General features: G+C 48.3%; 17 protein-coding genes and 6 tRNA genes. 19 read left to right on the top strand and 4 right to left on the bottom strand.

Going from position 1 to position 22,634, the window contains the following annotated elements; genetic code table 11:
• Positions 1 to 9 precede the first annotated feature (9 nt).
• The 7 genes from HPY27_RS09905 (at position 10) to mnmL (ending at position 3,584) form a co-directional block, all read left to right on the top strand.
• Positions 10 to 86, top strand: a tRNA-Met gene (locus tag HPY27_RS09905).
• Positions 87 to 103: 17 nt separating this feature from the next.
• Positions 104 to 179: transfer RNA gene (locus HPY27_RS09900), tRNA-His, on the top strand.
• A 9-nt stretch (positions 180 to 188) separates the two neighbouring features.
• A tRNA-Cys gene (locus HPY27_RS09895) sits at positions 189 to 262 on the top strand.
• Positions 263 to 267: 5 nt separating this feature from the next.
• Positions 268 to 344, top strand: a tRNA-Arg gene (locus HPY27_RS09890).
• A 474-nt stretch (positions 345 to 818) separates the two neighbouring features.
• Positions 819 to 903: transfer RNA gene (locus tag HPY27_RS09885), tRNA-Leu, on the top strand.
• A 298-nt stretch (positions 904 to 1,201) separates the two neighbouring features.
• Positions 1,202 to 2,440, top strand: a complete 1,239-nt coding sequence (locus HPY27_RS09880) for a glycosyltransferase family 2 protein (RefSeq protein WP_007724131.1) — start codon at positions 1,202 to 1,204, stop codon at positions 2,438 to 2,440.
• 175 nt (positions 2,441 to 2,615) lie between these two features.
• A complete protein-coding gene (gene mnmL, locus HPY27_RS09875) occupies positions 2,616 to 3,584 on the top strand; it encodes a tRNA modification radical SAM protein MnmL/YtqA (RefSeq protein ID WP_069852441.1) in 969 nt (322 codons plus the stop codon).
• Between the two features lie 47 nt (positions 3,585 to 3,631).
• Here mnmL and HPY27_RS09870 read toward each other — a convergent pair whose 3' ends face one another.
• Together HPY27_RS09870 and HPY27_RS30585 are read right to left on the bottom strand one after the other, a co-directional pair.
• On the bottom strand, positions 3,632 to 4,360 hold the full coding sequence (locus HPY27_RS09870; RefSeq protein ID WP_083261745.1) for a glycerophosphodiester phosphodiesterase: 729 nt from the start codon (positions 4,358 to 4,360) through the stop codon (positions 3,632 to 3,634).
• Positions 4,361 to 4,456: 96 nt separating this feature from the next.
• Complete coding sequence (locus tag HPY27_RS30585; protein ID WP_174224871.1) at positions 4,457 to 4,636, bottom strand: YjcZ family sporulation protein; 180 nt, start codon at positions 4,634 to 4,636, stop codon at positions 4,457 to 4,459.
• 82 nt (positions 4,637 to 4,718) lie between these two features.
• Between HPY27_RS30585 and ablB the strand changes: the two genes are divergently transcribed.
• Positions 4,719 to 5,573: a putative beta-lysine N-acetyltransferase gene (gene ablB, locus HPY27_RS09860; RefSeq protein ID WP_174224870.1), complete on the top strand. Its 855-nt coding sequence runs from the start codon at positions 4,719 to 4,721 to the stop codon at positions 5,571 to 5,573.
• Positions 5,574 to 5,577: 4 nt separating this feature from the next.
• Here the strand turns inward: ablB and HPY27_RS09855 are convergent, their stop codons facing one another.
• Positions 5,578 to 7,122: a PucR family transcriptional regulator gene (locus HPY27_RS09855; protein WP_174224869.1), complete on the bottom strand. Its 1,545-nt coding sequence runs from the start codon at positions 7,120 to 7,122 to the stop codon at positions 5,578 to 5,580.
• Between the two features lie 156 nt (positions 7,123 to 7,278).
• On the opposite strand from HPY27_RS09855, the gene HPY27_RS09850 reads away from it, so the two are divergent.
• The 7 genes from HPY27_RS09850 (at position 7,279) to HPY27_RS09820 (ending at position 14,707) form a co-directional block, all read left to right on the top strand.
• Positions 7,279 to 8,631 carry an aspartate aminotransferase family protein gene (locus HPY27_RS09850; protein ID WP_017247768.1) on the top strand — a complete coding sequence of 451 codons (1,353 nt, stop codon included), beginning with the start codon at positions 7,279 to 7,281 and terminating at the stop codon, positions 8,629 to 8,631.
• Between the two features lie 16 nt (positions 8,632 to 8,647).
• The gene (locus HPY27_RS09845) at positions 8,648 to 9,340 is read left to right on the top strand and encodes a 3-oxoacid CoA-transferase subunit A (protein WP_174224868.1); all 693 of its coding nucleotides are present in this window, start codon (positions 8,648 to 8,650) and stop codon (positions 9,338 to 9,340) included.
• On the top strand, positions 9,322 to 9,999 hold the full coding sequence (locus HPY27_RS09840) for a 3-oxoacid CoA-transferase subunit B (RefSeq protein WP_174224867.1): 678 nt from the start codon (positions 9,322 to 9,324) through the stop codon (positions 9,997 to 9,999). Before HPY27_RS09845 ends, HPY27_RS09840 begins: the two co-directional genes overlap by 19 nt.
• A gap of 33 nt (positions 10,000 to 10,032) precedes the next feature.
• The gene (locus HPY27_RS09835) at positions 10,033 to 11,313 is read left to right on the top strand and encodes a peptidase (RefSeq protein ID WP_017247771.1); all 1,281 of its coding nucleotides are present in this window, start codon (positions 10,033 to 10,035) and stop codon (positions 11,311 to 11,313) included.
• 96 nt (positions 11,314 to 11,409) lie between these two features.
• Complete coding sequence (locus HPY27_RS09830) at positions 11,410 to 12,828, top strand: aldehyde dehydrogenase family protein (protein ID WP_026042998.1); 1,419 nt, start codon at positions 11,410 to 11,412, stop codon at positions 12,826 to 12,828.
• A gap of 67 nt (positions 12,829 to 12,895) precedes the next feature.
• A tRNA-Ser gene (locus tag HPY27_RS09825) sits at positions 12,896 to 12,984 on the top strand.
• Between the two features lie 157 nt (positions 12,985 to 13,141).
• On the top strand, positions 13,142 to 14,707 hold the full coding sequence (locus tag HPY27_RS09820) for an acyl-CoA synthetase (RefSeq protein ID WP_174224866.1): 1,566 nt from the start codon (positions 13,142 to 13,144) through the stop codon (positions 14,705 to 14,707).
• A 66-nt stretch (positions 14,708 to 14,773) separates the two neighbouring features.
• Here HPY27_RS09820 and HPY27_RS09815 read toward each other — a convergent pair whose 3' ends face one another.
• Positions 14,774 to 16,831 (bottom strand): exo-beta-N-acetylmuramidase NamZ domain-containing protein, encoded by a 2,058-nt coding sequence (locus HPY27_RS09815; RefSeq protein ID WP_017247774.1) that lies wholly within the window; start codon positions 16,829 to 16,831, stop codon positions 14,774 to 14,776.
• Between the two features lie 223 nt (positions 16,832 to 17,054).
• On the opposite strand from HPY27_RS09815, the gene HPY27_RS09810 reads away from it, so the two are divergent.
• The 4 genes from HPY27_RS09810 (at position 17,055) to HPY27_RS09795 (ending at position 22,603) form a co-directional block, all read left to right on the top strand.
• On the top strand, positions 17,055 to 17,885 hold the full coding sequence (locus HPY27_RS09810; protein ID WP_174224865.1) for a copper amine oxidase N-terminal domain-containing protein: 831 nt from the start codon (positions 17,055 to 17,057) through the stop codon (positions 17,883 to 17,885).
• A gap of 75 nt (positions 17,886 to 17,960) precedes the next feature.
• The gene (locus tag HPY27_RS09805) at positions 17,961 to 18,575 is read left to right on the top strand and encodes a YhcN/YlaJ family sporulation lipoprotein (protein WP_217368932.1); all 615 of its coding nucleotides are present in this window, start codon (positions 17,961 to 17,963) and stop codon (positions 18,573 to 18,575) included.
• A 122-nt stretch (positions 18,576 to 18,697) separates the two neighbouring features.
• Complete coding sequence (locus HPY27_RS09800) at positions 18,698 to 21,904, top strand: ATP-binding protein (protein WP_173624255.1); 3,207 nt, start codon at positions 18,698 to 18,700, stop codon at positions 21,902 to 21,904.
• A gap of 129 nt (positions 21,905 to 22,033) precedes the next feature.
• Positions 22,034 to 22,603: a TetR/AcrR family transcriptional regulator gene (locus HPY27_RS09795; protein ID WP_026042999.1), complete on the top strand. Its 570-nt coding sequence runs from the start codon at positions 22,034 to 22,036 to the stop codon at positions 22,601 to 22,603.
• The last annotated feature ends 31 nt before the right edge of the window (positions 22,604 to 22,634 follow it).

The raw sequence follows: 22,634 nt of genomic DNA, 5'->3' as shown, positions 1-22,634 counted from the left end.
TTTTATTTTGGCGGCGTAGCTCAGCTGGTTAGAGCGTTCGGTTCATACCCGAAAGGTCGGGGGTTCGATTCCCTCCACCGCTACCAAACTACATAAAAATATGGCGGTCGTGGCGAAGGGGTTAACGCACCGGATTGTGGCTCCGGCACTCGTGGGTTCAAGTCCCATCGATCGCCCCATAACAACATGGGAGTATAGCCAAGGGGTAAGGCACGGGTCTGCAAAACCCTTATCCCCGGTTCAAATCCGGGTACTCCCTCCATTTTAGTCCCAGTAGCTCAGCAGGATAGAGCAACGGCCTTCTAAGCCGTCGGTCGGGAGTTCGAATCTCTCCTGGGACGCCACGCCTTTTCAAAAGATAGCCTCCTTAGGACGTTGTGGCGTCCGCAGGAGGTTTTTTTCGTAGAAGATAGAAAGTGTCTTTCAGGATACAAACAAAAGCATGTGATGAGACAAATAGCCTATTTCAAAAAAAAGTTAAAAAACTTTCATCCAAAATTGGAAATATTTTGTCTGACTTGTCATAAATTATGTAAAAAAATCACAGAATATGGCTCCTTTTCTATTCGGAAAATGTGACGAAACAATGATATTTTTGTAGAGATGCGTTTGCATTCTTTCAAAATTTTTGCGACATGTAACTTTCTTTTTCGACAAACGTATCTACTATAAGACTGAGCAATAAAAAAGATAGTTTGACAGGAAAAATATGGGCTCCATCAAATCGAAAACGATATTGACTTGCGAAAATTGATTGTGTATACTCAAAAACGTACTTCGTGTCAACAGAAAAACACGAGTAAAATCAGCGTTTATAGGCGGTCGTGGTGGAATTGGCAGACACACCATCTTGAGGGGGTGGCGGGGCGACCCGTGCGAGTTCGAGTCTCGCCGACCGCACCAATCCCGAAAACAATCAGGAAGAAATGGAAACGAGCGTTTGTATTTTTCTAAATAAATGGAGCCTTTTTCGACAAGGGCTTTTTTTTCTGCCAACTGCCAAGCACTGTCGAATAGAAAGAGAAAAAGGTGGGAAAGGTGATAGCAGTGCCTTATTTTTTCCCACTTTTGGGTCATTGCTTATGAATCGCATTTGATGTAAACTGCCAATTGAGAGAAAAACAATAGAGAAATGTTGGAAAAACAACACTACCTAAATTCAGATCAGACCCAATCTGGTTTAGGTCGAGGAGAAGAACCCATGAGTGTAATTAGAGAGATCATTGAGGGATTATTCATCGGATTTACGTCTGCGGTGGGTGTAATCGGCACATACCAAACACTGGTTTCTTGTGCAGGCCTGTTCCGCAAAAAAGAGCAAGTAACAACAGAGCCGCAAAAGACGTTTGCTGTGCTCGTGGCAGCTCACAATGAGAGCGCCGTAATTGCTCCGCTTATTGAAAACCTGAAGAAACTCGACTATCCACGTGAAATGTACGACATCTTCGTCATTTGCGACAACTGTACAGATAACACGGCAGAAATTAGTCGGGCGCATGGTGCAATTGCATGTGAGCGTTTTGACACATCCAAGCGTGGGAAAGGCTACGGCATCGAATGGATGCTGGAGAACCTCTGGGCAAGACCTAAGCAGTATGACGCTGTCGTCATGTTTGATGCTGACAACTTGGTTGAGAAAAACTTCCTGAAAGTAATGAATGACCGTCTCTCCAAAGGGGCGCGTGTAATTCAAGGCTACCTCGACTCCAAGAACCCGTTTGATTCCTGGATTACGCTGTCCTATGCGGTTACCTACTGGTTTACAAACCGTATGTGGCAGTTAGCTCGTCACAATTTGGGACTGCCGAACACTTTGGGCGGAACGGGCTTGTGCATTGAGAGCAACCTGCTCAAAGAAATGGGCTGGGGAGCAACCAGTCTCACGGAAGACCTGGAATTTGCAACACGTTGTATTGAACGCGGTATTTACCCGACATGGGCACATGACACCAAGGTCTGGGATGAAAAACCGATTGATTTAAAATCGTCGATGCGCCAGCGTTTGCGTTGGATGCAAGGGCACTACGATGTGGCAGGACGCTACATCCGCGCTGTCTTGTTTAATGGTTTGAAGTCAAGAAAGCTGGGAATGCTTGATGCAGCCTTCTACCTCTTCCAACCGATGTATGTGCTGATGGTGACGATGATGTCGGTATTGTTCTTGGCAAGATTTTTTGATATCGGTACGCTGACAACAGTATCCACGATCTTGCCTACATGGCTGGTATACGGTTCTACTGCCGTGTTCTACCTGTTGCCGATCTTGGCCCTCTATTTGGATAAAGTTCCGTGGAAGGGGTATTTCGGGCTCCTCTTACTACCATTCTTTTTCCTGACCTGGCTTCCGATTATGTTTTACGCGTTCTTTACGAAGAAAAACCAAGAGTGGAGTCACACCTCTCACACACGCGCGATTCGTATTGAGGAGATCCAGCAATAGTGACGTAAACAAGCAAAGCCACAGGGGGAATATTCACCTGTGGTTTTCCTATTATCTTAAAGTAGCGAGACCGTTGCCGAATTTGGTATAATGACGTGATCAAGCAAGTAGCGTTCGCCAACGGGATTAAGGCACCAGCGCCAGACGTAGCGGTGCCCATAGGAGGAAAACAGCAATGAAGCTCGCGACAGATATTCACAACAACGACGTCCCATTGTTGTGGGGCGATAAACGATACCATACATGGAATAATCATTTAAGAGGAACTTTTCACGAAAAGATTTTCAAGGTTCCATTGGATGGCGGTTTTAGTTGTCCGAATCGGGATGGGAAAGTAGCGACAGGCGGCTGCACGTTTTGCAGTGCGAGAGGATCTGGAGATTTTGCTGGTGATCGCAGAATGGACCTGGAAAGACAGTTTCATGATGTGAAAAATCGCATGCATGAGAAATGGCCGCAAGCCAAGTATTTGGGCTTCTTCCAAGCGTACACGAATACGTATGCACCTGTAGAGGAGCTGCGGGAGATGTACGAAGTCATCCTCCAACAAGAAGGTGTAGTTGGGCTCTCCATTGCCACACGTCCTGACTGCCTGCCTGACGATGTTGTGGAGTATTTGGCTGAATTGAATGAGCGCACATATTTGTGGGTGGAGCTCGGTCTACAGACAGTTCATGAGCACACAGCCCAGTTAATTAATCGAGCACACGATTATCAATGCTACGTGGATGCTGTAGAGAGATTACGCAAGCACAACATTCGTGTATGCTCACATATCATCTACGGATTGCCAGGAGAGAGCCAAGAAGAGATGATGCAGACGGCAGATGCTGTGGCACATCTCGATGTGCAGGGGATCAAGATACACCTGTTGCATCTGCTGCGCAAAACGCCGATGGTGAAGCAATATGAAGCAGGTCTTTTGGAATTCCTGTCACAGGAAGAGTACACAAAGCTCGTTGTGGATACATTGGAAATTTTACCTCCAGAGATGATCGTCCATCGAATCACTGGGGACGGCCCACCTGATCTCTTGATTGGACCGATGTGGAGTCGCAAAAAGTGGGAAGTTCTGAATGGCATTGATGCAGAACTGAAAGCGCGGAATAGCTGGCAAGGAAAGTTTTTCGTGCCACGTACGTAAGGATGCAGCAACAAAAAGGGAGCCTTTTTAAGGGCTCCCTTTCTTTTTTATAAATTGCGAATCAGATTTCTCGCACGCTTCGGGTAATTGGTGATCAGACCATCTACACCACAGTCAATGGCTCGTTGAATTTGCCGACCACTGTTCACCGTCCAGCTCAATACTTCAAAATGATGCTCCTTTGCTTGTTTGACCAAGTCTTCCGTCAATTGATCATAAGGGACGTGCAATTGATCAGCTCGATAGCTGCTGGCTACTTCCCAGGGCTTGACGAGTGGTCCAACGTATAAAAGTCCCGTCCTTTGCGTGGCATCCAATTGCTTAATTCGTAAAAGGCTGTCGAAGTTAAACGCTGAAATGATGGTTCGCTCTGTTAGCTGATAACGTCTGATTTGTTCGATGACGAGCTCCTCTAAGTGGGGTTGATCGAGGAAGAAATTTTTCAGCTCGATGATGAAGCGCAGTGGTGTGTCGACAAACGTCTGGAATACCTCCTGCAAGGTTGGGATGTGGGCTTTTGGTACTCGCATAGACGAGTCTTTATCCGCACGTAGCTGACGCAGTTCACGCAATGTGTATTGGCGCACCATACCGGAACCATTGGTCGTGCGTTCCAGGCTATGGTCATGAATGACAACCAGCTTATTATCACTGCTGAGCTGGACGTCCAATTCGATCCCATTGGCTTTTCGTCGGACGGCTGCTTGAAACGATCCCATCGTATTTTCCGGAAACAGGCCGGAAGCGCCACGATGGGCATAGATAAGTGGGGGCACGAGGGCTTCCTCCCTTCTCGAGCGTGTGATTCCCTATTACCATGATATGTAAAAGGCCCCTCGATACGACCTGACATGAGAGGCATCTCCAGAAGTCTATCCGATTACGACGAGTACGATGACCAAAAGGACAAAGAGGACAAGGATCAGGGCAAAATTGTTATTGCAGCTCACAAAAAACACCCTCCTTCTCGCACATGAAGCATCTACTTTTATGGTATGAAGAACGTGTAAATATGACCCAACAGAATGCCCACCTTGTGTTTTTTTGTGCATGAGGAACGCTTTTTTATACAGATTGGCAGATGACGGCTTTACTTGTTTTGCTACAATGAGAGGAGGAGTACTGTAGGGGAGGATGAAGACCGTGATAAATGTTGTAGGCGCACAGGACGCTGGCGACCTGATCATTGATCGACAAAATCGCCGGGTAAAGCTGCACGTATATGAACCATCACAAATCGAGCAGTGGGATCGGGTCATGAAGGAGCTGGCCGAAGAGTCAGAGGCAACAAAAGTGATTGTGTACGGGAAGAAACAAGATGTTTCACAATGGCAATCCCTTGGTTACGAGCTGGAGGGAACCATCGATGGTTTTTTTCAAGGGGAAAACGCACAGATGCTCACCTGCTATCTGACAAAAGAGCGGGCCACCTCTGGTGCAGCAAAACTTGCCGAGGAAATTCTTATGTTGAGCTTGTCACGAGCGGGGGGTACGATAGAGAAAACATTACCCGAGGGATACCACCTGCGTGAAGCAACGGAGGCAGACACGAAGGAATTGGCTTTTTTGTATGGACTGGTATTCGCGACGTATCCTACACCGATGAACGATCCGTCCTACATTCTCAAAACCATGCAAGAAGGCACCATCTATTATGTCGTTGAATTTGACGGCAAGATTGCATGTGCTGCATCGGCTGAAGTATCCGAACGATTTGGTTCAGCGGAAATGACGGATTGTGCGACCGATCCAGACCATGCGGGGAAAGGTCTCCTCCAACCGTTGTTTATCGCGCTGGAACAAAGGATGGAGGAGGCGGGGATTTACTTTTTATACACCTTGACCCGGGCACAATCTGCAGGAATGAATGTGACGGCTGCCAAAATGGGCTATGCTTACCGCGGACGGTTGATTAACAATTGCACGATTTTTTCAGGATATGAAGACATGAATATATGGGTAAAGCCACTTCGTCCGACGAGGGAATAACAGGCTACCTGTTTGTAGGATACAACTGCTGTTGCAGACGACGGGCCATCAGGGCCAACTGAAGCTGCCAGCGTTGATGAGCATCCTCCAGGCGGTAGCCTGTTTTTTCTTCAATCTGGGTCAATCGGTACTTGAGCGTATGTCGATGGATATACAAGGCTTGCGAAGTCTGTAGACCGTTTCCATTTTGGGCCAAATACACTTCAAGTGTTTCGAGAAGCTGTTGATTGTATTTCGTATCATAGCGAATTAATGGCTCTAGCAATGGGTTCCACAGGCGGAGCAAGCTATCTTTTTCACGATGGTACGGAAATAAAAACTGATAGCCCTGCATATCCCGGTATCGCAAAATTTGCGGGGATTGGGCCAACAGCGGATAAGCTTGGAGAGCAAACATCGCTTCTTCGGAGGCACTGACGACGTTTGGCAATTGCTCACAGGGATTACTCAAGGCGATCTGTAGGTCAAGAGAAGGGTGCAGTCCTCTCCAGCGGGAAGTGAGCTGTTCCAACAAGCGCAGGCTCGTCTGATCATCCGGCAAAATAAATAAGAGGCAATGTGGACGCTCGCGTAGCAAATAAGAGCGCTGATGACGGTCGCTAAGCCTCCGCATCAACGTAATGACACTTTGATGCATGTCTCCAAGCAGCGTCTGATCGGCTACCTCTACGCGAACAGCGACACAGAGATGATGTCCAGCAAGCGGGTACCCCAGCATGCGACAACGGCTCTCCAGCTCCGTATGGGTCATCTGCTGCCCGTTTAGCAACTCCTCCACAAAATCCCCTTTTAACCGCCATTCCGTTGCGGCTACTGCCCTTTCCTTTACATATTCGAGTGCACATAAGGTAGAGGCATGCTGTAAAGCGACGTCATCGAGCTCTTTCCAGGTGTGCTCGGGCTTCGTTAAGGTCAACGTGCCAAAATGCTCGCGATTGGCGCGAATCGGTACACGATGCGAGATTTCCTGGGACTGCTCATGCGGCAGTGCTTCCGAGCTGCCATGCTGTGTGACTTCGAAGCCTAATGCATCGATGAGCGACACGACGCCTCCGGTAAGTGTAGCGAGCTCGCCAGCGATGGCGGGAAGGCCTCCTTTGGACAGGGCAGCGTCAATCATTCGATTGTGAATCGCCGAGGAATAGGCCAGCGTCTCAAATTGGCGATTCATGATCGGCTGCAAGATAGCTTTGGTGATGATCGAAAAGTTAATCTCCGTGGGAATTTCAATCAATGGAAGTTGATAGTGATCCGCCAAAGTCAAAAACGTCTCGGGAATTTCTCGTAAGTAAAAGCCCGTATGAATCGCAACGCCACTCAGCTTTTGCTTCGCCAACGAAGGAATAAAAGAAGCGAGCTTTTCCATGTTTTCAGCCAGCCCAAAGCCGGTTGTAATCAAAAATTCGCCTTCCTGCAAGCGACTCGTATCCTCCAGCACCTCGACAATAGTCACCCAACGAATCGGATTGTCCAGTCCGCCTGCTCCTGCGATCAGCCTGGTGTGAACCATGTCCGGCAGTTGTAGTGCTTCTTTTATCGTGATGGTCATCAGGCATCTCCTCCAAAAGCCTCGGTAAAGGTTCTCTTATACAAAATGTACAAAAGATTTTGTCTCTTTGCCATGTTTTTTTGCCAGCACGTAGGATGGCTCTTGCGTGCTGCTCAGCTAGGATAGAGGTAGAGAATAAGCGAGGTGGCGACGAAAATGACGAAAAGCTATGTAATCAAGCCTGAATTGGGCAAAGAGTATCCGGTAATTTCTCACGGAAAAGGCATCTATCTTTACGATAAAGAAGGGAATCGTTACATCGACGGTTCCAGTGGAGCGGTGACGGCAAGCATTGGTCACGGTGTAGAAGAAGTGGCTGAGGCGATGTATGCGCAAGCCAAAGAGGTTTCCTTCGTATACCGCTCGCATTTTAGCAGCGATGCTGTGGAGAAACTGGCTGCGAAGCTGGCTGAGTGGGCACCAGGCTCACTGAACTGGACGTTTTTTGTCAGCAGCGGTTCGGAAGCAACAGAGACTGCACAAAAAATCGCGATTCAGTATTGGCAGGAAAAAGGAAGACCAACGAAAAATCGGATTATCTCCCGCTGGATGAGCTATCACGGGATTACAATGGGTGCACTTTCGATGTCTGGACATGTCTTGCGCAGAAAGCGGTTCACCTCATTATTGGCTGACTATCCGGCGATCACAGGACCATATCCGTATCGTAAACCAGAAGATATGTCCCTCGAAGCGTATGCGCTTGCGTGTGCAAACGAGCTGGAGACCGCGATTTTGCGCGTCGGACCTGAGCAAGTAGCGGCATTCATCGCTGAGCCTGTCATCGGCGCTTCTGGTGGGGCTGTAGTGCCGCCAAATGGTTACTTCCAACGCATTCGCGAGATTTGCGACAAGTATGAGGTTCTGTTTATCGCAGACGAAGTGATGACAGGGGTAGGTCGCACGGGGAAAGCATTTGGGATCGACCATTGGGACGTCGTACCTGACCTGATGGCATTGGGTAAAGGGATGAGTGCCGGTTATACGCCAATGGCTGCTACGATTGTCTCGGACGAAATCATTGAGACCATTACAAAAGGCAGCGGCTCGATTATGGCAGGACATACGTATAGCGCCAATCCACAATCTGCTGCTGTTTCTCTGGCTGTCCTCAACTATGTGGAGAAGCATCAGCTAGTCGACAAAGCAGCAGAACAAGGTGCCTATTTGCTTGCCCGCCTAAAAGAACTGGCTGACGAGCTCCCGTTGATCGGAGATGCACGTGGTCTTGGTATGCTGTGCGCGCTGGAATTAGTGAAAAACAAGCAGACAAAAGAGCCGTTTGCACTTTCACAAGGGGTAGGCGGGAAGGTCATTGAAAAAGCATTTGAAAAAGGCTTGCTTATTTATCCGGCAATGGGCGGAATCGAAGGGGTGGCAGGAGACGCTGTCATCATCTCACCTCCACTGACCATTACTACGGAGCAAATCGATGAGCTGATATCTCTGCTGAAAGAAGCGGTGGTAGCTGTTCAGCAAGAGCTCCAAGACAAGGCACTGATCGGATAGAGGAGGAGGAACGAGAATGACAAACCGATTTGAAAAGGTCGTCTCCCTGTCCGAAGCGCTCACCCATTTTCACGATGGGATGACGCTGTTGGCAGGGGGCTTCGGTGGGGTAGGGAACCCGCCTACGTTGATTCAGGGGATTTTGGATAGGGGCGTTCGTGATCTGACGTTGATCAGTAACGATACTGCTTTCCCGCATATCGGAATCGGCAAGCTGGTGACCGAAAAGCGCGTTAAAAAAGTCATTGCTTCACACATTGGCTCAAATCCGAACGCAGGGGCCCAAATGACGGCTGGAGAGCTGGAAGTAGAGTTCTGCCCGCAGGGGATACTCGCAGAGCGTGTACGGGCAGGTGGAGTCGGTCTGGGAGGCATTCTATCGGATGTCGGCATCGGGACGATCGCGGAAAAAGGGAAGCAGAAAGTCGTTCTGGATGGAAAGGAATACCTGTTGGAGACACCGCTTACTGCCGAAGTGGCTATCGTACATGCGAAAAAAGCAGATCGCTTTGGCAATTTGGTGTTTGATACAAGTGCACGCAATTTCAATCCGTTAGTGGCGATGGCGGGCGACATTACTATCGTGGAAGCGGATGAGATTGTAGAGGTAGGCATGATCGACCCGGAAGAAATCGTCACCCCGGGCGTTTTCGTGAACTTTATTGTCCAAAGTGAAGGGGTGAACTGGCAATGGGCATGGAAGAAGTAAAAGAAACAGAGAGCTATCGTGAACGAATTGCCCGCCGCGCAGCGTTGGAAGTAGAAGACGGCATGATTATTAATCTGGGAATCGGCATTCCGACATTGGTTGCGGATTTTATCCCAGCTGACAAGCGGGTCATGTTTCATGCTGAGAACGGCATTCTCGGTACAGGACCAAGCCCTGCGAAAGGCGAGGAGAACGCCATGCTATGCAATGCGGGCGGTTTTCCTGTCACGCTCGCCACAGGGGCATCCTTTTTTGACAGTGCGACTGCTTTTGCCATCATCCGTCGTGGACTGTTGGACATGACGATTTTAGGGGTCCTGGAAGTAAGCCAAAATGGTGACATTGCCAACTGGATCGTTCCAGGCAAACGCGTCCCAGGCATGGGAGGAGCTATGGAGCTGGCACAAAAGGCCAAGAAGGTCATGGTTGTGACCACGCATCTGGATAAAAACGGACGTTCGAAAATCGTTCGGGAATGTTCACTGCCGTTAACTGCGACAAAAGCAGCGGATTTGATCATCACGGATATGGCAGTAATGGAGGTCATGCCAGATGGGTTGTATCTGCGAGAAGTCATGTATCCTTACAGTGTCGCTGACGTGATTGGAGCAACGGAAGCCGAGCTCAAGATGGACGGAGAGGTTGGCGTTTTCCGCTAAGCAAAGACAAAAACCATGGAACGGGGGAAAAACATGGCAAACTGGCAGGTGCTTATTCGGGAGCAATTGGAAAAAGATCGCGAGGCGGCTGTTCAATTGCTACAGCAATGGGTAAAAAGCCCGAGCGTACAAGGCGAAGAGCAATCCATCCAGCAAAGCATTGCAGAGCTTTTGGGGCAGATGGGGCTAGACGTTGACTTATGGGTCATGGAAGGCGAGGAGCTGGTGTCACATCCGTATTTTGTCTCCCCGCGCACAACGTTTGAAGGTAGCCCGAATGTCGTCGGTGTGTGGAAGGGTCAAGGAGATGGGCGTTCCATCATTCTAAACGGACACGTGGATGTAGTGCCTGAGGGCGATCTGGCACAGTGGAGCGATGCTCCGTTTAGCGGGAAGGTTGTGGACGGAAAGCTTTACGGACGTGGAGCAACAGACATGAAGGGTGGAAACCTATCTTCACTGTTGGCGATCCAGGTTCTACAGAAGTTGGGTGTGCAACTGAAAGGCGACGTCATTTTTCAGAGCGTCGTAGAAGAAGAAAGCGGCGGTGCTGGAACATTGGCGACCATCATTCGCGGGTACAAAGCGGATGCTGCCCTGATTCCAGAGCCGACCAATATGAAAATTTTCCCGAAGCAGCAAGGCTCCATGTGGTTCAGATTGACCGTCAAAGGGCGTTCTGCTCACGGAGGGACCCGCTACGAGGGAGTCAGCGCCATCGAAAAGAGCATGCTCGTCGTTCAAGCAATTGGTCAATTGGAAAAAGAGCGAAATGATCGACTCGACGATCCGCTCTACGCCAAGCTGCCCATTCCGATCCCGATTAATCTGGGGGTGATTGAGGGTGGCAAGTGGCCTTCGTCTGTAGCTGACCTCGTCAAGCTGGAAGGAAGGATGGGGGTTGCCCCAGGAGAGCAGATGGACAATGCCAAAGCCGAAATGGCAGCAGCACTCAAAAAGCTGGCTGAGATCGACCCGTGGTTTGCAGAACAGCCCGTCGAGCTGGAGTGGTTCGGAGCTCGTTGGGTTCCGGGAGCAGTGGAGCTAGATCATCCGTTGATGGAAATTCTGCAAGCACAGTTTGAAGCTGTGACAGGAGATCGTGCCATTGTGGAAGCATCGCCTTGGGGAACAGATGGCGGTTTGTTGACGGCTTTGGCTAATACCCCAGCGATTGTTGTCGGACCTGGAGTCACACAGGTTGCACACTACCCGAATGAATACATCGTTTTGGATGAGGTATTCCGTTGTGCTGAGATCTTTGCGCTTACGTTACTGGAATGGTGCGGTGTAGCTAAAAGTGTGAAAGAGTAAAAAGATATCCAAATATTTCAAAATCAAGACAGGAAGGCATGCGCATGAGGGAGAATGTTTGGAGGTGAACTCCAATCAATGAGAGTGGGGATACCAATGAAAAAAACGTGCTTTATCGGGGGAGAGTGGGTGCCAGCCACTGCTCATGCACCGCTATTCTCTCCATGTACGGGTCAAGAGATTGCACAAATTTCGCAAGCAGACTCATCATTGGTTGAAAAAGCAATTGCTGCGGCCCACGAAGCGACAGCCGTCATGCGGCGTCTTCCTGCCTATCAACGCTCCTTCCTGCTTGAAAAAATCTCAATTTTGATGAATGAACGTTTGGAGGAAGCGGCACGGATCATCGCAATAGAAGCGGGAAAACCAATTAAAACAGCCCGCGGTGAAGTGATCCGAACCATTCAGACGTATAAGTTTGCGGCAGAGGAAGCCAAACGCCTCCATGGAGAAACTGTACCACTCGATGCAGCTATCGGCGGAGAGGGGCGCCTGGCTTACACCGTGCGTGAACCACTGGGAGTCATCGGTGCCATTACACCCTTTAATTTTCCCATGAATCTCGTCGCCCATAAGGTCGGACCTGCTCTCGCTGCTGGCAATACGGTTGTTCTCAAGCCTGCATCGCAGACACCGCTTAGCGCATTGTTTCTCGCAGAGCTCGCAGAGCAAGCGGGTGTGCCTGCAGGAGCCCTAAATGTTATCACTGGCAGTGGTGCGAGTGTTGGCGATAAAATCGTGTCTGACCCGAGAGTCAGGGCGGTGACGTTTACAGGGAGCCCAAGTGTTGGGCTGGATATACGCAATCGAGCGGGCATGAAAAGAGTCACGCTCGAGCTGGGATCGAATTCGGCAGTAATCGTTGATCGCGATGTGCAACTCAATGATGTGATACCCCGATGCGTTTTTGGCGCCTTCGCCTATTCTGGGCAGGTATGTATCTCTGTGCAAAGAATTTATGTGGTCAAAGAAATCTATCATGATTTCGTCCAACAGTTTGTTGAACACACACGAGCACTTCGCGGTGGTGATTCGCTCTCTGAGGACGCGGACTATTCCGCTATGATCAATCCACGCGAATCAGAACGTGCGATGGCGTGGATTCATGAGGCGCTCCAGCAGGGGGCACGTTTGGAGTGTGGGGGACAGATCGTGGATCGGATGCTCCAACCTACGGTGTTGACGGGTGTTCCGGCAGAGGCAAAAGTTTCTTGTCAGGAAGTATTTGGTCCTGTCGTTCTGATTAATCCAGTGGAGTCCGTCCGGCAAGGCATTACGTTGGTCAATGATTCCCGCTATGGATTACAGGCTGGTGTCTATACCAACAATCTGTCGTTGGCTCTGGAAGCGGCAGAAGAGCTGCGCGTGGGTGGTGTGATGGTAAATGATATTCCGACTTTTCGCGTGGACCATATGCCCTATGGTGGCGTAAAGGAAAGCGGACTTGGTCGGGAAGGGGTCAAATACGCGATAGAAGAAATGACGGAATTGAAACTCGTTGCCTTCAAACGATAAAGGAAATGGATACAAGGCTCTTGCAAAAAATAGTAGAGCTGTGATATAGTAAGTATTGTTGAAATACGGAGGGATACCGAAGTGGTCATAACGGGGCGGTCTTGAAAACCGTTAGAGTGCAAGCTCACGCGGGTTCGAATCCTGCTCCCTCCGCCATAAATACAAATGAACCGACTCCAGTTGAGAAGCTGGGGTCTTTTTTATGGTTGAGAGCTTTGAGTGTAAGTTGTCGTTTCTTTATTGTAAAAATATCAGAAAATAAAGAAAACTATTATATAATGGAGAGGAGACTAAAAGTGATGGGGGAATTTGCATGCTCGAAGCGCAACGGGTTCGTAGAAATGCACTAGGCGATATTTTACGAAGAAGTCGTGGGCGAAATCCTGATAAGCCTGCCCTGTACTTTGAGGAAGAAGTATTGACCTACACGCAGCTTGATCAGCTTGCAAATAAGACGGCTCATACGCTTCTTTCAAAAGGCTTGCAAAAAGGGGAGCGGGTAGCTGTACTTTCACGCAACTCGATGGATTTTGCGATTCTGAACTTTGGGCTAGCGAAAGCAGGAGTCATCATGGTGCCGATCAACTTCATGTTGAATAAGGAAGATGTCGCCTATATTTTGGGTCATGCGGAAGTGAGTGCGTGCTTCGTATCCCCCGAATTCCTGCAGCTCGCTCAAGACGGACTCCAATTAGCTGGAATTTCCCCCAAGCTGCTTTCCCTCATGTCCAAACCTACAGTACAAGCAGGGGGATGGTTGCCTTTTCGCACGCTGATGGAAGCGGCAGACGACCATGAGCCTGAAGTAGATATAGCGGATGAAGATGTTGTACAGATTTTGTATACCAGCGGAACGGAATCAAAGCCAAAGGGCGTTATGCTCACGCATAAAAGCATTATCTCCGAATATGTCAGTGCGATCATTGAAGGCGGGATGACGCAGGATGATGTGGCTGTTCACGCGCTTCCCTTGTTCCATAGTGCGCAGCTTCATTGCTTTTTGGGACCGTACGTGTACCTAGGTGGGAGCGGTATTATTTTGGAACAGGCAACCCCTGCGTTGATGCTGCAGACGGTAGAGGCGTATAAGGCTACTCAGTTGTTTTGCCCGCCAACCGTATGGATTGCAATACTGCGTTCTCCCGATTTTGCCGTGCGCAATTTGAGTTCTTTGCAAAAGTGCTATTACGGTGCTGCGATCATGCCTGTAGAAGTGTTAAAAGAGCTTGGTCAACGTCTCCCGAACGCACAGTATTACAATTTTTACGGGCAGACGGAAGTGGCTCCATTAGCAACTGTTTTACAGCCGAAGGATCAGATGAGAAAAGCGGGCTCTGCAGGCAAGCCAGCGTTACATGTAGAAACGAAAATCGTCGATGATGATGGGAATGAAGTCCCGCGTGGAAGTGTTGGTGAGATTGTACACAGGACCAGTCATGCGATGCTGGGGTATTTCCGAGATGAGGAAAAGACACGGGCTGCTTTCCATGGTGGGTGGTTTCACAGCGGGGATTTGGGCATCATGGATGAAGAAGGCTATATCACGGTCGTTGATCGGAAAAAGGATATGATTAAATCGGGGGGAGAGAACGTTGCAAGCAGGGAGATTGAGGAGCTTATATATCAACATCCGAAAGTGTCTGAGGTCGCAGTGATCGGAGTTCCCCATCCGTACTGGATCGAAGCAGTGACGGCTGTCGTTGTGCCAAAAGCAGGTGAGTCACTGACTGCTGACGAGATGCTTGCTTTTTGCAAAGACCGTCTTTCCTCCTTCAAAGCACCCAAATATGTAGTGATTGCCGACAATCTTCCTCGAAACCCTAGCGGAAAAATTTTGAAAAGAGAGCTGCGCCTCCGATACGAAAAACTGACGACTTAGCCAGTCACAAGGTCTAACATACAAAATAACCCGCTCTATTACAGAGCGGGCTTTTTGCTGCTGTGATTATTTTACGTTGGAAACAGTTGGACGATCGGCTTGAATGACTTCAAAACGATAGCCTTTTTCTTTCAAGTACGAAATGATTTCTGGGAGAGCTTCAGCTGTTGGTGACTTGGTACTGGAATCATGCATCAAGACGACGATTTCTTTTTGTGACTTTACTTGCTGCTTTATATTGGCCAGTGTTTGAGCGGCTGTGTATTTGTTGCTTCTTGCATCGCCGTTTGTTACATTCCAGTCGATAAATGAATAGCCACGTTGTTGCGCCTCTGCTTTGATCGCATGCATGACTGTATGCTGCTTGTTATAACGTTTGGGATCTTGATATTTCAAACTGACGGTATTCGTGCTGCCACCTGGATAGCGGAATACTGCTGGTTTTACGCCGGTTGCTTTTTCAATCATTTGACTGCCTTTTTCTAGGTCTGCAAAAAAGCTCTCCATGTTTTTGTAAACAAGTTGATAATTATGGGAATACGAATGTCCTCCCAACGCATGCCCTTCAGCTACAATCCTTTTGAGAATGGCCTCATGACCAGCTACCTCACGGCCTACTATAAAGAAGGTAGCTTTAACCTGATGCGTTTTCAGCGTATCCAAAACGCGTGGAGTTACTGAAGAAGGTCCATCGTCAAAGGTTAAATAAGCGATCTTCTCAGAAGACTTCGGTGTCTGAGGAATCGGTTTTGTAGCTGGTTCAGGTTTCTTCGTTGGATTGGTCGTTCCATTATTATTGCCAGGCTGCTGTGGAGTCGGTGTCTTTGGCTTTTCTGGCTTAGATGGTTTCGGTTGTTCTGGTTGCTTTGGTTGTTCAGGCTGCTTTGATTGTTTCGGTTGTTTCTGTTGAATCGGCTGCATTGGGATAAACGGTTCATCGCCATAGATCAAATATTTTTGCCGCAGCTCTACAAATTTCTTAAGATCCGCTTCATAGGAAGAAACAATCTCCTGCGGGGATTTGCCTTGTTCGAGAAGCAGACCGATTTTGTTGGTACCCATCACCTTGTCGAACATGGAGATTTGCATACTTGTACTTTTTGGCATAGGGAATGGCTGCAATTGCTTGGCATAGGTCAGCGCGTAAATACCTGTTTTTACAGGGTTAAACTGATGTAGATCGTTGATCTGAAGGCGTACGCCCCCGGCAGTTCCTTTATTCTCAGGAATAAAGATGACACCAGGCAGAAGACTTCCATTTAACAGATCGGCGTACTTGTGCGAATCCAGACCCTCAGCCCCGATCCAGGTGAAATGGTCGCCTTGACGAATGGGGGTACCCTCACCCAAACCAGTTGCCATATACCCGAAAACCGAGGTCAAGTTAGGGATATGCGGAGAACTCGGAATCCAGGCTAAACCTGTCTGTTGATAAATCATGCTGCGTGCATACCCTTGCATCGGAATGACGGTAAGGTCTACACCGATGGTACGGTTGAAAAACAATGCCAGCTCTCCGATCGTCATGCCATGTGCAAGCGGGAGGGTGTCCACTCCGATAAAGGAGCGGTAAGGCAGTTCAACTACAGGACCCTCGACAATTGTTCCGCCGAGAGGATTCGGTCGATCCAATATCATTACTTCTTTTCCTTGTTCCTTTGCAGCTGTCATGGCGTATTGCAAGGTAGATATGTATGTGTAGGTTCTCGATCCGATATCTTGCAAATCGATGAGAAGAATATCAATGTCTTTCAGCATTTCTGGTGTCGGCTTGCGAGTTGATCCAGACAAGCCGTAGACCGGTATAGCGTAAACGGGATGAACAAAGCTCGTTACTTGTTTTCCTGCGACCGTTTTTCCGTCGAGGCCATGTTCAGGTGCATAGAGAGTGGTTAAATGGACGGAGCGATCACGTCGTAACATGTCGATCGTGCTAACCATTTGACTGTTCAGACCTGTTTGATTCGTAATCAACCCGACTTTTTTGCCTTCAATGAGATGGTGGAACTGATTGAACAGTACATCACTTCCCAATTGGATGGCCGTCGTATTGGCGGAGCTTCCTACTGGAGGAATTAACGTTAAGATAAGTGCCAGGATGAGGAAAGGGAGAAATTTATTCATCAGTCATTGCCTCTTTCAAGATAAAATACTGTCGCTTCTTGTCTATTGTAACGGTTTTGGAAAGCAAGATGGTTGCATTTTTGTAACAATTTGAAATTAGGTCAAAAGGAGGAGGAAAAAGTAACGAGATGGAAGAGAACTACTAGGAAAGAACGATCTTTTGAAAGGGAGACTGTAGGAAATTCTTGAAACAGTCCTCATCCTATAGTAGATTAAGAATCGTATGAACTTTTTTGGAAATGGAGTGAATGTTTTGCTTAAAAAAGTAACCTCATTACTGCTAGCGATCGCCCTGGTACCAATGGCAGCGTTTTCTGCAGCGGCAGCATCTGCACCTGTTGCGCCGAAAGCAGTACAGACTGCTGTTAAAGTGGAGTACAATAAAAAACAAATCGCGTTTCCTGACCAAGCACCTATTATCAGCCAGGGGCGTACACTGGTTCCGATTCGTCCGATTGCAGAAAGCCTCGGTTTTGAAGTGCAGTGGAACGAAGCTACTCGTACCGTAACGATTAATAAAGGGAAAGATAACATCAGATTGGTCGTTACACAAAAAATTGCCAAGAAAAATGGACAAACGATCAACCTGGACGTGCCTGCACAGATTGTGAACAAGCGTACTGTAGTACCTGTTCGTTTTATTGCGGAAGCGCTGAGTTACAAAGTAGAGTGGGATCCAAAAACGCAAACCGTTTTGATTGCGGATAATGTGAACCCTAATCAAGTCGGACAACAGGAAAAGCCAAAAGATCCGACGAAACCAGCAACAGACGAGAAAAAGCCTGAGCAGGTTGCATTTATTGACAAGGAAAGTGTTAAAGGTAAGACCTTTTCTTTAGCCAATTTGGGAGTTTACCAAATCGTCGGTAAAGTAGAACCTGGAACAGAGGTTACCGTAACGTTGGAAGACAAAACATACGAAGTGGAAGTAACTGCTGAAGGTACTTTTGAGTTTTACCAATCCACGAATGATGGAATCAGAAGCTACGCGCTCAAAGCTGAAAAAGACGGCAAAAAAGATACATTTGAAGGTGACTTCCAAAAGGCGAATTAAGGCAGCTACTTCCTGAGTAAGAACACCTCCTGCACATCACACTAAGTGCAAGGAGGTGTTTTTGTTGTGAGACGAATGAGTGGGAGTATCATTGCTGTGCTCCTGTTTGCCGGCTTGCTGACAGGGTGTTCGCCTAACAAAGAACAGGGCACCGAAGATCAGAACGGAAATCAGGCCAAATTTGAATCTCTCGGGATTAACTTCCAGAACGATAACGTCGCTAGGGATAAAGGACCGGCAGCCATGATTAGCCAAAAGATGGTTCATCAGCGTGAGCCGCAGCTCGTGACACACTTGGAAGGGCATGCGGAAAAGCTGCCCGGTGTAACCGATATCAAGGTGTTAGCGTACAAGGATAACTTGATTGTAGGTGTGCTGCCAGTCGATACTCCGAAGCCTGACGAAGTCAATCCGCGGACGTCGATCCCGTATACACCTGGAAAAATTGTGCGAGTCGATAATGGACATCCAGATTCGCTGCATAAACGTGTCGTGGATCGGATGAGGTCACGCTTGCAGGCAGAAACACGCTTCAACATATTATACGTCTCCACCAATCGCGCTGTTTATGACCGAATCGCAAATTTGCATTCACGAATTACACACGGAGAGCACATTAGTGACGAAGAATTCCAAGTTTTGTTAAATGATATTGGATATACTGTTATTGGATATAATTTAGTGGATTGAATGAGCACCACCTGGACTCCCGGGTGGGCTTTTTGTTGATTAAGAGTCAATTGGCAGGAGAATAGTTAGAAATGGGGAAATAGTCAAAGAAGAGCAGGAGAACGGCAAGGAGTGCACATTTTATGATTCCAATCCACATCCCTATATCCAAAATAACTCCTCCAGGACAGAAGCCATATGTCTTACGGCGACCTGCATTGGCAAAAAAATTACGCCTGTTGAAATATACGCAGCTTTGTCTCATTCATGCAGGGACAGGCTATGGCAAAACGACTTCTCTGGCTACATTTTTGCATGATGAAGCACTGGCTGCATCCTGGTATACGATCCAGGATGGAGACGATGCCCTTCTTGCGTTTGTCATCTGTCTCGTCGAAAGCGTTCGTCAGATTCATTCCGATTTTGGACAGGTATTGCGAGAGCGACTCATACGTATCACTGAGCAAAGTCCGGTGCCCTCCATTGACAGTAAGGTATTGGTCGACTGGTTCGTCGGGGAATGTGTACAACTCCAGGTGGACCACATACTTGTTTTGGACCATTACCAACGAATAGATGATGGTAGTGACGTCGATCGATTTATTCAACGGTTAGCCGAGGCTCTCCCACAAAAAGTCAAGCTGGTCATCTTAACGCGCTCTCGACTGAAGTGGTCTAATCTCGACTTGTTGTCCGCAAGAGGCGAGTGTCTGGAACTTACAACAAATGACCTTTCTTTTACGTTGGAGGAGAGTGAAGCCTTTTATTCAGATCAATACGACATAACGCTGTCCGAAGACGATTGGGGCCGTGTAGAAGAGGTGGCGCAAGGCTGGGTGATGGCGCTGCGCACTTTTGGTGAAATGGTAACGAGGGGGCAGACGGTTTCTGACAGTCTGCGTGAGTTATCGCGATTGCTGCATTTGCTGGAAGTGGAAGTCTGGACACAGCTGGATGCAAGTATGCAATGCTTCTTGATGGAGGCAGCGGTTCTCGAGCAATTCGACCTGGAGGATTGCAAGCAAATACTCGGGGAAGGATACATCGAGCACCTGTATGAAGCACAGCGTTGTAATCTTTTTTTGCATGTCCAGGCAGGATCTCATTATTCCTTTCATCCGCTTTTCCAGCGTCTCCTGTCTAGTAAACTGGCTGCGAATCAAGCGACGTACGTGCATGTCAATCATAAGGCCGCAGGCTGGTACAGACGTAAAGGGGACGAGGCAAAAGCTTTTGGGCGGTTGCGGCTCGTCGAGCAGTGGGAGGTGCTGGGTGAATGGTTGTGCCAAGCATCGGAAAGGTTGCTGCAAGCAGGGAAGCTGGATTTTTTATACGAGTGGATAACACTGTTACCAGAGAACATCAAGTGCGAACAGCATTGGCTGCTGTTTTATCAGGGTGAAGTAGAACGCTATCGCTGTCTGTATGCGAAGGCCTTTTCTTCTTATGAGCAATTTTTGAAACAATGTGAACACAAGCAAGATCAAATCGGATTGTGCCGCGGGCTGGAAGGGCAAGCACGCGTTCATCTGGACAGCGTACAAGGCGTCCGGGCAGAAGAACTGCTTAAGAGAGCGATTCAACTTTTGCCCCCATTTGAACAAGAGAATGAAATGGCACCGAGGCTATACCGTTTGCTGGCAGAAATTTATACGAATCGCGGAGATGCCAAACAGGCGGCAGCTTGGTATGAACGGAGTCAGGAATTAGAGCAGCAGACGGAGGTTGAGCTGGAATCGCGCCTGTTGTTCCGTACTGGCCGATTGCAGTCCTCCATTCAGCTCCTGGAGAGTAAGTGGCAGGTAGAACAGAGGAAGCATCCTCCGCTGACCAGATCGTATCGGGAAACCTCTTTGCTGCTATCTTTTGTGTATGCATTGAATGGCGAATGGGAGAGGGGGTGGGAAGCCGCAGAAACTGCGATCCAACTCGGACGTGCAGCGCATTCACCATTTGTAGAGGCAAATGGCTATGTTCGAAAAGCCCATGCTGCCCTCATCAGTCAAACATTACCTATGGATGAGATTCGCCAGCTTTATGAAAAAGGTTTGCAGATCATGGAGGAGCTCCAGTCGACACGCGGAAAGTCAGAAACGCTTCTGGGACTAACCCTGCTTCACGCAAGAGAAAAGGCACTCGACCAAGCCCTTTTGTATGGCAACAGGGGGATACAAGAGACAGAGGCAATGCGCGACGACTGGTTAGGCAGTCTGGTACGGATGGCGATTGGGATTGCTTATGCGAAATATGGTAAAGAAGAGGAAGCATGGGCTACCTTTATCGACTGTGCCGACCGACTTAGTCACTGCGGGGATAGCTACAGTGTAGTCATTTGCCAATTATGGCTGAGCTTCTTGGCTTATCGCAAAAAACAATGGGATTTGTTTGTACCTGCGGTGACGCAAGCTCTGTCCTTGATGAAGTCCGGTGAATATCAATTCCTTTTGCAGCGACCGACCCTGCTTACCCCACATGATGTACAACAGCTTATGCCGATTTTGATTGAGGCAGAGCGACGGAAGGTATCACCGGATTACGTCTCTCAGCTGTTAAATGATTTGGGCTTGCAAAACGTGACCTTCCACCCCGGCTATACGCTTCGTATTCAGACGCTGGGCGCGTTCCGTGTATGGCTGGGAGAGCGGGAGCTGAGCGAAAAGGCATGGCAGCGTGGGACGGCCAAGCTGTTGTTTCAGCTTTTATTGACGAAGAGACATCATTTGTTAGCCCGGGAAGAAATCATGAACCGACTTTGGCCAGACAGTATCGAGGAAGCGGCAATCCGCGATTTTAAAGTGTCGTTGAATGCGTTGAACAAAGCCCTCGAGCCAGATCGTGCCGCCAGAACAGATACATTCTTCATTCAACGCCATGGCAGCTCTTACGGTTTCAATCTGGCATCGGGCTACCATATGGACGTCGAAGAATTCGAGAAGCTCGTTACATTGGGCTTGGCAGAATCAGACCGGCGTCAGGGAGCCATCCTTTTGGAAAAAGGGCTTGCGTATTACTTGGGCGATTACATGCCGGAATGCCGTTATGAGGATTGGTGCGTAGAAGAGCGTGAGAGAGTGCAGGCACTGTTTTTACGCGGAGCAGAGAGGGTAGCCAAAATCATGCTAGAGGATGGGCAATTGGAAAAAACAATCCGCTGGTGTGAAGCGATTCTGCGGGTGGATGATTGCTGGGAGGAGTCGTACCGCTTACTAATGACTGCGTATTATCAGCAAAATAATCGGACACAGGCCATTCGCTGGTACGAGAAATGTGTAGCAAAACTGAGGGAGGGCCTCGGTGTCGCGCCAATGCCTGCAACCATGGAAACATACCTTCAAATTATCGAGAAGTAAAAGATCGCCCACAAAGCGATCTTTTTTTTATACATAGAAGGAATGGCTGCTTGACAAAACTAGGAAGTATTCGTAATATAATCTTTGTACTGACCAGTCAGTTCAAAAAATTGAAAGGGGACAGGAGTGATGGCACCATCTAAAAAAGATCAAATTGCAAATGGAGCTTTAACCGCATTTGCCCAATTGGGATATAGCGAAACGACCATGGATGCAATCGCGGAAATGGCGCAGGTGGCAAAAGGAACACTCTATTATCACTTTTCCACAAAGGAAGAGCTGTTTTTGTACGTGATAGAAAAAGGCGTGAAGATGCTGATTTACCATGTAGATAATGTAATGCAAAATGAAGAGCTTTCCTTGGAGGATCGCATTCTGAATGTGCTGGATGAGCATCTTCGCTTCTTTTCCGAGAATCAAGATTTGTGTTTCCTGTTGCTGAGTGCGTTCTCAGGAGATGGACAGCGCGACAGGATGGTTGGCAATCTGTTAGGTGGCTATTTCAGCACAATGGAGTCACACATGCTGGAATTGCAGCAGCAAGGGTATATCCGGGCAGATATCGATATTCGTACACTCGCTTCCGCATTGTTCGGCATGGTTGGTTTTACCGTGCTTCGCAAGCAATTTCGCAAAGAGCCAGTGAACAGTGCCGCAGATAAACAGACGCTTCGTTACATGCTTTCTGGAATGTTTTAAACCAAATAACGTCTAGAGAAACGTAAAACAA

This window comes from Brevibacillus sp. HB1.1, assembly GCF_013332445.1.
GTDB classification, from domain to species: domain Bacteria; phylum Bacillota; class Bacilli; order Brevibacillales; family Brevibacillaceae; genus Brevibacillus; species Brevibacillus porteri.
Note: the sequence above shows the minus strand (reverse complement) of the source record. Positions and strands in the feature narration are given on the sequence as shown.